Here is a 12,353-nt window from a genome sequence, read left to right as displayed (position 1 = left end):
GTGTTTCAGTGAATGATCCGGAAGGAATGGGGTTCAAGATCCACCGTCTCCGTCTTCTCTCCCCCGGGAGTATCGACCGATACCGTCTCCCGCACCGCCATAGGATGCAGGTTCAGGGCGATGATGCTGCCGTCCTCTTTGGGCAGGATACGCAGCCGTCTGGCCCCGCGGATGCCCGGACGGGCTCCGATGAGCGACAGAAGCTTCACCAGCATATCCGCCATGCCGTAAAACTGCATCTCCAGCGGAAACGGCAGAACCATCACGCTGCCTTTGCCATATTCCCGCCAGAGGGCGCCTGGCCTGCCGCATGCCGACCGGTCATCCGCCGCATCTTCGCCGCCTGCTGCCGTGCACGGTGTTCCTGCGCCGCAGACCGCGGCCTCATCTTTTGCAGCTCCGCTCTCCGATGCCGCCGCGATCTTCCAGCCGCTCTCGCCGGCCGGCGTGACCTGCTGTACCTGTTTTCCTATAAAATACTCCACTCCGTCCAGTATCAGCTTACCCTGTACCTCTTCCCGGATCTGCCCTTCCCCTGCCGTAAGCCCAAATGCGTCGCCAAGCAGCGTACAGGGACTGCCGCAGCATGCCAGATATGGGAAGATCCCGTTTATGATGAGCCGGCCTCCCAGGCGCACATATTCTGCCAAATTTTCCTGTACTTCAGGTTCCATGCATTCATCCGAAACGACAAACAATACGGGGCACTTAAGCAGCTCTTCCGGGCTCATGGCCTCATAATCATAGATCCTTGGGGTAAATCCGGCCGATTTCAGCGCGAAATATGCCTCGTTGGAAGGCTTGGCTACCGCTTTCCAAATCAGTCCCGGCGCATGCCGGACTCCCAGCCCGATATCGTAGTGCATTCCGCAAAGCAGAGCGTCCTGATGTTTTAATATATCGCGGATCGACCGCTCTATGTAAGGATAATTCTCCGCCGCCCGGCCGGAAGCGTCCACCGGGGCCTGCCAGTTGTGTTCCGTCCCGTAAAAGCCCATGCCCGGACGGTTGATGCCGGAAGCGAACAGATACATGTTCATCCCCTGATAGCCCGCCGCCATAGTCCAGATATTAAAGATATACAGCTCCGGCCCGTAGACAGCCGGATAATCCGTCCAATAGCCGCATTCCTGCTCGATCACCCACGGCACATTGTTAAGGAACCGCCTGGCGTACTCGGCGCCGTACTCACAGTAATAGGTGGCCTCCTTCATGCCGATCCTGCCGCTTAGGGAGTAGTAGCAGTCCACGCCCACGTTCAGCCAGGGATTCTGCCGCCGGTTATGGTAATGCAGAGAAATCGCCCTGGGGTTATACGCATTATGGACAAAGGTGATAGGATGCTCTTTTTTCAGGCAGACCATCTCCTTAAGCCTCCGGAAATACTCCGGGAAATAGCGGGTATAATAAAAGTCCAGATGATCCTCAAAATAGAGCTTTCCACTGCAGGCCTCCAGCTGATGCGGCTCCACCAGCTCCAGCATCTGAAAGCTGCTGCCGTAACGCCTGTTCAGATTTTCCACCGATTGGTACTTATCCCTAAGCCAGGAAGGCCAGAGCCCGTTCGGATCCCCTATGCCAAGATTCCTGGGATTCCTGTCATCACAGTCGTCTCCCGGAATCTCGTTGCAAAGCTGGAACAGCGCCACATTGCCCTCGGGATACAGGTACTGCTCCACCTCGCCGCACAGCGCCCGGTACCACTTTCTCACCGCTTCCAGAAATTCCGGATGGTTATGGGAAGCGCCGTTGGCAAATGCGGTATCCACATACCCGCCGTCCTGATAGCCTTTGATGATGGCATCTTTGTATTTGCGCGTAAACCACACCGGCAGACCCAGATCCTTAGTCTCCGCATAAACATATGGGCCCGGACGCAGATAACCGATCAGCCCCCGCTCCATGGTCATGCGGATCCAGGTATGCAGGTCGTTATCCGGGTGAACATCGCCGTGAAAATCAAACTTCCCTTCTTCGTACTCGTGTACAAACCAGGGCACATAATAAGCCACCGCATTGCAGCCGCATTCCGCCAGGCGGTCCAGTGCATTCGCCCAGGATGATTTGGGCATGCGGAAATAGTGGATTTCACCGCAGAGCAGCGGTGTCTTTTTGCCGTTTATATAAAAACTTTCTTCTCTGATTTCAAAAGACTGGGACATATATTCCTCCAAAGTGTTGTATAAAGTCTCAAAAAGCCTGCCCGCCGTTTCTGCCGGTAAGATCCAGTACAGCGCTCATGAGCAGGTGCCGGCCCAATGTGTTGTTTGTGATAAAGAGGGGCTGCTTGCCCATGCCGCCCTCCAGGCGCAGGGTTGTGGCGAGAATGCGGCCGCGGCCCAGGCGAAGCTCGGCCATATAAGCGCTCTTCTTCCATTCCCTGCAGTCATACCGGAGGATCACAGGTTCTGCAGATGTAAAATGGCTGTAATACGGATCGGTAAGATCCAGGGAAGTATCCGTGCCCACGCCGAAAAAGCGCAGGTCATCCATCCAGTTCTCATAGCGGATACCGCCCAGAGCGGGATGGGAACCGTAGCGGACCATCCCCTCTCTCCAGAACGCCACAGGCACTGTGGGCAGGGGACCCGTGCCTCTCTGCACGCAGACAGCCTTTCCGCCCCGCTCCACATAACGAAGCACCGCAGGGGTCAGCCGTGAGGTCAGCACCGCATCTATTTCATCCAAGGCAATCTCCTGCTCATCCGCAATCCGTGTCATACTCTGAAACAGCGGTTCTGTCCGGTCAAATATATGGCAGGGATCGTAAAGTCCCACCCGCACATCCGCACAGGACAGCTCCGGATACAGAAATACCGGCCACCGGTTCTCGCATTCGACGGCGCCGCTGCTAAGTTTCACCTTTAAAACAGCGGTGGAGGGACGGCCCGCCTTGGGCAGCGCAAAGGACAGATATGCACATTCCCTCACTGTCCCGGACAAAACGGTTCTGCCCGTCTCTTTTCCGCCGGCCCATGCATGGCCGTCTGTTTCCAGGCTCCAGGAAAGCACAGGATCCACAAGCGCGCTTCCGGAATAGTTGGACACCAGGATATGCCGTGTAAGGGTGCTGCCGCCGATGAAATTATAGCGCTCTCTTGGGAGCACGCGATCCGCGCCGATCCAGGTCCTGCCAAGATCCCATGCCGGAATCAGCATCACGTCGCTGTTGAAGCTGCAAAAAAGCTTCCTGTCAAACTTCGGTTCCATGAAATCGTCGAATATGCCGCTGGTAGCGATGGGCACGTCACGGATGCTGGTGATATTATAGCCCGAGATCTCTTCAAAAGCCCTGGTCTCCTCCAGCGTCGTCTTTCTGTGCACCATGGAGTGGTTGAAAGACAGCTCCTTTATCAGGGAGAAGTCCGTCCGGATGCCGCTTTCTTTCATGCGCTCCTCGTGGCTTCCCAGGTAGAAATCCGGCTTTAATATGCTGATGGGATTTTCCACAGGGTCCGCCTTTTCCCAGAACAGCTCCTCTTTGCCCATGCGCCCGCGCACCTCTGCCAGATCCCTCATGGTATCGCTGTCGCAGAACTCGCCGTAGATCCAGGGGCGGTTCCGTTTCCAAACCGGGGTGAAATTCTCCATCAGATTTTCCATATTCTGGAGTTCCCCGTAAAAATGATAATCTGAGAAATCCGCATAGTCCACCGCCAGGCCGCCATAGCACTCGCCGGAACCGGAATTATCCCGCACCAGGCAGTTTAACTCACGTTTTGCCAGCCGGTACATCTCCTCCAGCACCGCGCCTCCCACCTTGTCATCCAACTCACAGCCAAGGCTTGCCATCACGACGGATGGATGGCCTTTGATCTGGTTGAGCAGCCTCGGAAATTCCCGCAGGATGCGGGGTTCCAGCTCCTCCGAAACATCCGGAAGCCAGAGCGGAAGTTCGATCCATAAAAGCATGCCGGCCTCGTCCGCCTGTCTTAGGTACTCTTCTCTCGGTATGTAAAGGCAGTGTTTGATCATATTAAAACCGTACTGCCTGCATTTTGCGATTTCATCGCGGATCACACCCGCGCCGGGCCGGGGCGTCAGTCCGCTGTAATACCCCCAGTGCAGGATGCCCCTGGGGTAAACAGGCTCGCCGTTTAAAAGGATCCTGCTGTCGTCCGCCTGTATGCTGCGGCATCCGAAGGCATTCTCAACGCGCTCGGTCTGTCCTCCCGCGGTGATCTCCAGATCGTAGCGGTACATCTGGGGACGGTTCGGGCTCCAGCAGTCCGGCTCGGACAGCTCAAACGGGATTTCCAGGCGGTTTTCCCCCGGACCAGCTTCCCTTTGTGCACAGATTGCAGCGGCTTTTCTGCCGTCCGGCCCGTACACCGCACCGGTGATCTTCACCGGGATCTGATCCGCACAGTTTATATCAACGGTCAGTTTCCCTGCGCCGTCTAAAGAAGCCGAAGCGCAGTGGCGGCCGATGAAATAGGTATCCGCCGACAAAAGATACACATCATCCCAGATGCCGCCGAAGGTGCAGAGCACATCCGGAATAAAACCGGACAGCACCTCCCGCAGGGGAAAACGGTCCTCTTTATGGTAGCCGGGCTTCCAGACCGTAAGCGTCAGCTCGTTTTCACCGTTTTTTAACAGTCCGCTCACGTCCGTGCTGAAATTATCCCACATGCCCTCATGGCTTCCCGCAAGACGTCCGTTTACATAGATATCGCAGTAATAGCTCACGCCGCCAAAATACAGCAGCGCCCGCTTTCCTTCCCCTATCTCTGCGCAAAACGTGCGTGACAGCGTCACGGCATCTGCGATGTCCTTTTCTTTTCTGTATACATCAAAACAGCCCGGCACCATAACTTCCAGGTGCTGTCCATCCGGAAAACTACACTGCCAGGCTCCATTCAACTCTATTCTATTCATAAATACCTCCGGGATTTAATGCTGACCTCATTCAGTAAGAAAAACATAGTCTAACAGGGTTTTATCCTTTCTGGAAAACAGGAACACCACCCCTATCACCACCAGCGGAATCACGGTATAGATGCAGAAAAGCTTTGCAAAGGTCCTGGTGGGTATGATCAGACAGCGCATCAGAAATTCATGCTTTGTCTCCAGATTCAGCTCCATCTTCCTGCCGAATACCCGTCTGCCGGGCGTCTGCTTAAAGAAAATCAGAAACAGGGATTCATACAGGAAATAAGCCATAAAGACCTCCATGATCACCCGTTCCAGCCGGGCGTTGATGTCCTCCATGGCCAGCATATATTTCTCCGGGCTGATGATCACTTTTGCCTCTTCCATCTCCTGAAAGTAGTTAAAGATATGCGGGTACCCAAACAGCAGCCATGTGATGACCAGAACCAGGGACACTGCCAGCGCATCCAGTCCGAATTCCAATATCCGCTCGTTTTTATATCCGATACCCGACATCCCCGCATTATTTTTCATAGGTAACCGCCTCCATCCTCTCCGACGCCTGAAGCTCCATATCCAGATACTGCTCAAGACCCAGCCCGTAAAGCGCGTCTAAGTACTCCTGCCACTGCAGATCATCCGACGGATCTATACTCTGGAATATGAAATTCATGGAGGTCTCCTCCGTAAACGATTCCAGCGCAGTTTTCAGATCAGACCGGCTAAATGCGCCCTCCTCACTGTAGTAGCCCTTAGGCTCCGTAAAGCTCCTGTCCGCTTCATAGCTTCTTAAAAGGATGCACTTACGGCTTTTTTCGGAAGACATATTCAAGTTGACGCTCCGGTCCGTCCTAAGCAGGTCCTGTTTCACATACGGCGCCATGCTGATCCCATAGTATTCGCCGTCTTTTAACAGTTTTGGGCTGTACACTCTAAGGCCGTCCTGCTCCTCATAATGCCGTCCGGGCTCTCCCCAGTTCGTATATTCCATACCTTCATCGGAATACAGATAGTCGATAAAGCGCAGCAGCTTTTCCAGCTTCTCCTCTCCGATATCGCTGTTGATCACAAAGCCGAATTCCAGCACCCTGTCCTTCCGGCCTTTTGCATCATACAAAACCGCCTCTTCACCGGCCATGCTGTACAGGTTGATATACTCCAGAGGCAGCGAATCCCCGTTTTCCGCGGCGTAACCTTCCAGCTTTTCTATCTGGCCGCTGGTGGCCAATACGGCGCTGCTGGTGCTGTTGAGAAGATATTTCTCAAAATTCGTATCGCTGCTGTCATAGATATGGCTGTCCAGCAGCCCTTCCTGATACATGCGTTTCATATCCGTAAGGAAACGGCGGTATTCTTCTGTCGAAGGTCCGTAGATCAGGCCGTCCCTGTCCTGATTCCAGTACAGGCCGACGGATGTTTTGTAGAGAGGAAGAAGATGTTCGATAAATCCGTTATAAGAAGACAGCCCCACGAAGTATTCATCCATGGGAGCCAGTCTTTTTTCTTCAAACAGCAGTTTTTGCTTTAAAAACATCTGTTCCAGCTCGGCAAGGCTCCAGGCGTATACCCCCCCCCAGGTATAACCCGCCTGTTCCTTCCAGTCGCTGCGGACAGCAAGCAGCACATCTTCATAGGCATTCTCCAGTGTGGACGGAAACAAAAGACAATGTCCGTCCACACAGGCATACTGATACAGCAGCGGATTTTCCTCAAACAGGCGCGACAGATTGGGCATCCGATCCAGATACTCACGGTAGTCCAGGATCTGGCCGTTTTCATAGCTGGACCTAAGCTGCCCGGCGTCAAACCGGTAAAATACGGCATCCGTACCCTCCAAATCCCCCATAACCACAGAAAAAGCGCTGTCCAGGTCCCCGCTGGTGCCGGTAAAATACAGCGGCACATCCAGCTTCTCTTCGATCTGCCGGATGACTTCCACATCGTTTAAGGTCTGTTTATGCAGCAGCTCATAGCCGCTGGGATACCAGATACAGATATCCGAAGCCTCCGGTTCCTCCGTCTTTCCGTGATCCATCAAAACAAATACCGCCGCTGCCACAAACAGCACAAGGCAGGCTATGGGTATGATTTTTTTACTGATTTTCATTCTGTCACTTCCTCTGTCCCAAATACCCTGTTTACCGTATCTTCCCACTCACGCCTTACCGCCCTGCTGCTATCCTCCCGCCTCTACAGCCAGGGAAATAACGAAATTCTAAGTTTTGTGCAGGCATAGGGCACCAGCTCCACCGTTTCCGGCGCCGCATCTAAAGCCACCGGCGATTCCGGCAGATCGCCTGCGGAATTGTTTTCCATCTGCCAGCTCTCAACCGGCCGTCCTGCCGCCAGGATCCTGACCGGAGGATTTTCTTTGGAAAAAGGCTGCTCACTTAAGCATTCCGAAAGCACCGCCTCCATGGGCACCGACGTATCCAGCGCATAATTCCATCTGCTCTCCGGATAGATCTCACAGTCCGGGAACTTAGGATGTCCCTGGCCGAGTTTTTCCCATCTTTCCTTTATATTCAGCGCATATACCAGCGGGCCGCGCTCCACACTCATGCCGTTATGATACCACCCGGTCTTTAAGGTGATCTCCATGGGAAAATGAAGGACAATCCTGCTGCCGTTTTCAAACACCCGATGCAGGCTGACATACCCGTCCTCTGCCTCACTGCCGATCACTTCTCCGTTATATTCGATCCTAGCGGACGAACACCAGCCGGGAATCCGGATGCGACAGGTAAATTCCCTGGGCTCATCCATCTCAAAGGCTATTGTAACCGTATCCCTGAACGGATATTCCGTCTCTTCCGTGATCCTTATATCTCCGTCCTCACGCTGCCACAGGGCGCTGACCGGCATATAGGCGCCGAACACCAGCTCCTCCTGCCCGTTCATGAAAAATGCATTTCTTATCAGCTTCGGCCAGCCCTGATGCATGTTGGCCAGGCAGCAGCCGAAATTGGGCTCAAACCCGAACAGGTTCGCCCTGTCGCCGTTGTTATACCAGTTCCTGGACTCCATAGAAACCTTCACCTGGTTCGCCTGCTGATCGTACTGATGTCCGGTGAAGTCCTCGGTGATCGTGCCTGGCAGCGCATTGTAGGCGATCCGCTCCAGAAGGTCCATAAATCTGGCGTCCCCGGTCTGCTGGAATATGGCGTTGAGCGAAAACAGGAACTCCACCACCGAACAGAGCTCCGTACCCTGGGTGGGATTGGGGCCGCTTAAGTGTTCATCCCCTGAGTAAACCCCGGTCACCTGTCCATGGTATTTCATATAGGATTTCATGCCGGCATAAAGAGCATCCAGATACTTCTTCTCGCCCCCCGCCTTATAAGCCATGACCGGCTGCTTTAAGCCCATGGTCACATTGACAATATGGGTGGCATGGTATTTCATGATCGTATACCAGCCGCTGCGGCTGCTCTTGTCCGTCAGCTCTTTCCAGTTATAATAGTATGCCGTAGGATGGGTAAAGGGGCAGTTCTCCAGACACTCGGTCCAATTTAAGGACTGCGAATTGATTTTATCCAGCAGGCCCGTGAGAAATTCTTCATGGGTCTTCTCATACAGCCAGCATACCGACCACGCGAAATCCCCGGCCCTGGCCTCATCCCATCCGCTCATGTGATAGGTGTCCAGCAGTGTATCACAGAAGCGGTAATAGCGGCTCATAAATTCCAGCACCTTCGGGTTGTTTTCCGCCTCATAGTAGCTGACCAGCGCTTTTAACATCACGAATTTGGGCCAGAACAGCGTATCGTCAAACTCCTGTGTCCAGTAATGCGGGCCGAAGTCCCCGTTTTCCCGCTGTGAATTTAATGTCCACTCCATCCAGCTGCGGGCCTTTTCAATTCTCTTTTCATCTCCCAGCAGCCAGGCTAACGGCACGAGGCCGTCCAGCCAGTACGGGGGGCGTTCCCAGCCTATATTCGTGCCCCCCAGCCAGTCGGAAAACCGATTGATGGAGCCCCAATTCTCATCCAGCTCACCGGTAATGCCTTCCATCTGCAGTTTGAGTTCGCGGGCCAGCCAGCCACGTGGTTTCAGACAGCCGATGCCCAAAGATTCCACCAGATAGTTCTGATAAGCCTTCATTTTTATGTCTCCTTCATCACTCAATATATAGAATTCTGCCTGTTCCTTCAAGCGTCACACAGCTGTCTCCCTTGGGAAGGTCTCTTAAGATGAGGCGGTTGCCTTCCTGTACGGCCTGCCTGCCGCCGTACTGTGCCGTCATGCTGCCGCCCTCCGCAAGAACCAGCGTGATCTGCATGTTTTCTTCCGGACAGGTAAGTTCCAGCACGGCGGTGTTGTCCACGGGATACCCATCCCGGCTGAAATAATTGGGATGCATCAGCGTGTCCGCATATCCGGGTATCCTGAATTTCTGGTACAGCTTATCCATTCCCGTCAGGCCGAAGCGGTTTCCGAGTCCCTCGCTCACGCAGGAGCGGTCGTACACCAGCTCGTCGCAGTTTATCCTAAGATAGTTTCTGCCCCATCCGGTACGTCCCTTATCCACAACTTCCAGCTGGTTGATATATCCGTAAGTGGTATCCATTTCCGCGATGCCGTCGCCCACCCACCGGTAATAAGCTCCGTTTTGTATGCCCGCCGCCATATGGGTCTGCCACAGCAGCAGATGGTAGGTCTTCTCTCTCATAAGTTCTATCTGTTTTAAATCCAGGCTGACCTTGCTGCCCGATCTCACCTGATCCGCCGCAATGCTTCCCCTCACCAGAATGCGCGATGCCAGTATATCCTTTTCATTGCTGTCGTAAACCGCGTATTCTAAGCTGCTAAGAGTTGACTCTTTGGGGTTTCTTTCTATGTTCAGCTTCACCACAGCGTCACTCGCACAAACGCTTAAGGGCTGCTTTTCCTGTATGCGCAGGCAGGGCATCTGCCGTTTTTCCTTCAGCACTCTGCACTGATACATAGCGATGCTCTTGCCCGGCATTTTTGTAAATTCCAGTATCAGTTCTTCTGTAACAAGATCCAGATCTTTCCACTCCAGATAAGAGGACTTCACCGGCGTTTCCTGCCGAATCAGGCGGTGTTCTCCGTCATAGAGAGACACGCTCTGCGGCAGCACACATTCCAGCTCATCCCTGTAAAATCTAATGATCATGCCGGATACCGCGCTTGAAGCTGTAAAAGATATTTTGAATTGTTCCCGCTCTCCTGCGGTCCCGCTTTCCCATCTGCGTGTGGCCATGTAGCAGTAGGGATTGCTGCCGAAAATGTCATCATAGCTTTCTGTGCCGCTGCTGGCGGACGTGCATTTCTTCCGGCACTCCACAGGTATCTCATTCATCCGGCAGACATCGTCATACTCCGCAGCCGGCCTGTTCTCAAGCCGCATATCCCCCACAACGAACCTGCCCACGCTGTTCATCGGATACACGAACTCAAGTGAAATCCTCTCCGCCTTCCATGTAAACCCGTCTTCCATTTCCAGAGTATAATCCGGGTTTTCCGTAAGGGGAACAGAAAGCACTTCCCAACTGTATTTCGCTTGATTACATATCTGGCATTTGTCCACAAGCAGATTGCGGACAGGTTTTATGGTCAATCGCTTTCCCTCGCCGTCTGTGAATATAACGGTGGGTACCTGCGCCTCTTTTTCCCAGTCAATATAATCGTTCTGATACTGATAGAGGAACGTCAGATGAGTCTTTCCGGTAAGGTCCAGCCCGCCGCATTCCAGGCTGAAACGGGACTGGCTGCTGCCCTCATTTATGAGCGCTACAGACTCGTCTCTCACTTCTTTTTTAATTCCCTCAATCCGACAGCCTGCAAGCTCTGCCTTCCAGCAGCTGCTATTCTCCGCCTGCAAGATCTTCTCACCGTTTGGCCGCACACAGATATCAGCTGTGCCCACAGCGATGCAGCCGTCCTTATAGGCGTTGACGCTGATGCTGTATCTCCCCGGCTTCGGGAATGCAATTACAGGGCAGCATTCGCGGCAGACATTGCCGTCATTCACGAAATACTCATACCTATCGTACCCCGGCGCTGCGCTGAAACGGCATACATCTCCCGCCGTGACAAACTCTTTCTCGCAGGTAATTTTGAGCTGTTCATAGGCTGTATCAGGCTCATAAAACTGTACCAGAGACACATCCTCATCCCGGAATATATCCTCAGCTCCGTTATCCTCTATGGTATTGCCGATAAAATGTATATTGAAGCAATGCTTCATATAGACGCCGTAACCCTTATACCCTCTCTCATCGTTGCAGTTATGGCATATACTGTTATTTTTAATCACCCAGTTTCTGATCGGATCCGCCATTTTATAACGGATGGCCAATCCGGGACCGCTGTTGTTTTCAATGCGGTTGCCCTCCAGGTAAAATCCGTTGCCGCTGCCGTTTACAACAGAAATGCCGGCATTGCCGAAAGCCTCCGGAGCGTTGTTAAAGGTCGTGCCGTTTCCAACCACTTCATTGCCGATCAGCACAGTGTGATCGCTGCATCCGAGCCAGAATCCGTAGCTGGAATAGTTGACCTTATTTCTGATATAAGTATTATAGGCATCCCAGGCTTCAATGGCATTGTTGTTGGCATAGGAGGTGTCATTCTCCTCAATCAGGTTATGCATTGACATCATGTTGTTCAGGGAGCGGATAAACAGTCCGTCTCCGCCGTAGCGCATGTCATTTTTGCGGAGCACATTATGGCAGGAGCCGGATTCAATCAGCACACAGGAGCTGTCCCTGGCATGAACCTCGTCCGGATTTTTCCTAAGTCCCCAGCTGAAGTTGTTTTCCTCGATCCGGTTGTGGCAGGCCAGCCACATCCGAAGGCCCACATTGGAAGTGTGGGAACAGTTATTGTGATGCACATAGTTCCTGCTGCTCTCTCTTAGTACCAGGGCGGACCACACATCGGTGGCGCGGTTTCTGCCGATCTCATTACCAATGCATTTCTCCAGCACCATGCCGCCCATATCCCTGTGCTCATCCCATCCCCAGTCAGGATTATGATAGTTATAGGAAAAGTCATTATCGGTAATCAGGCAGTTCTCGCATTCCTTCATATGAAGGCCGATCTCAAAGCCTTTTGCCGTAACATTGTGCAAATGCACATTTTTGCAGTTTTCCAAAAGGAATCCCGTGCCGCGATAGCCCAGGCTGTCATCCGCCATATCACCGTATCCGTAAGAGAACTCGCTGCTGTAGGCTTCCTCTTCTTTGTTCCGTTTCTTCTGTCCACCGATAAATACACAGTCGTTTCCGTCAATCTCGATCTGCTCGCCCCGGACGGTGATGCCCTCTTTGCCGAAAAAATTATAAACTCCGGGCTGAAAAATTACAGATTCCTCAATGACCATCCCCGGATAAGGCTTTACTGTTTTTAACTGCCTCATACTTTCCCTCCGTTTTAACAGGAAGAACCAGCCTCCCCTAAGGGAGGCTGGTACGAAATTGCAACTTATCTGATAATACGGTGCAGTCCGTACC

The 12,353-nt window shown here is 53.0% G+C and carries 6 protein-coding genes; all 6 read right to left on the bottom strand.

Features of this window, described 5'->3' with window-relative positions; genetic code table 11:
- Positions 1-5 precede the first annotated feature (5 nt).
- The 6 genes from DWZ56_RS19525 to DWZ56_RS19500 all read right to left on the bottom strand — a co-directional run bounded on the left by DWZ56_RS19525 (position 6) and on the right by DWZ56_RS19500 (position 12,259).
- Positions 6-2,162, bottom strand: a complete 2,157-nt coding sequence (locus tag DWZ56_RS19525; RefSeq protein WP_118558278.1) for a beta-galactosidase — start codon at positions 2,160-2,162, stop codon at positions 6-8.
- 28 nt (positions 2,163-2,190) lie between these two features.
- Positions 2,191-4,881: a sugar-binding domain-containing protein gene (locus DWZ56_RS19520; protein ID WP_118558277.1), complete on the bottom strand. Its 2,691-nt coding sequence runs from the start codon at positions 4,879-4,881 to the stop codon at positions 2,191-2,193.
- 27 nt (positions 4,882-4,908) lie between these two features.
- Complete coding sequence (locus tag DWZ56_RS19515; protein ID WP_118558276.1) at positions 4,909-5,409, bottom strand: RDD family protein; 501 nt, start codon at positions 5,407-5,409, stop codon at positions 4,909-4,911.
- Positions 5,399-6,982, bottom strand: coding sequence for a hypothetical protein (locus tag DWZ56_RS19510; protein WP_118558275.1), 1,584 nt, complete (start codon positions 6,980-6,982; stop codon positions 5,399-5,401). Before DWZ56_RS19510 ends, DWZ56_RS19515 begins: the two co-directional genes overlap by 11 nt.
- Positions 6,983-7,065: 83 nt before the next feature.
- Positions 7,066-8,979, bottom strand: coding sequence for a beta-L-arabinofuranosidase domain-containing protein (locus DWZ56_RS19505; protein ID WP_118558274.1), 1,914 nt, complete (start codon positions 8,977-8,979; stop codon positions 7,066-7,068).
- A 16-nt stretch (positions 8,980-8,995) separates the two neighbouring features.
- A complete protein-coding gene (locus DWZ56_RS19500) occupies positions 8,996-12,259 on the bottom strand; it encodes a right-handed parallel beta-helix repeat-containing protein (RefSeq protein WP_118558273.1) in 3,264 nt (1,087 codons plus the stop codon).
- Positions 12,260-12,353: the final 94 nt, after the last annotated feature.

Origin of the sequence: Lachnotalea sp. AF33-28 (assembly GCF_003477885.1) — a bacterium.
Lineage (GTDB): Bacteria > Bacillota > Clostridia > Lachnospirales > Lachnospiraceae > AF33-28.
Note: the sequence above shows the minus strand (reverse complement) of the source record. Positions and strands in the feature narration are given on the sequence as shown.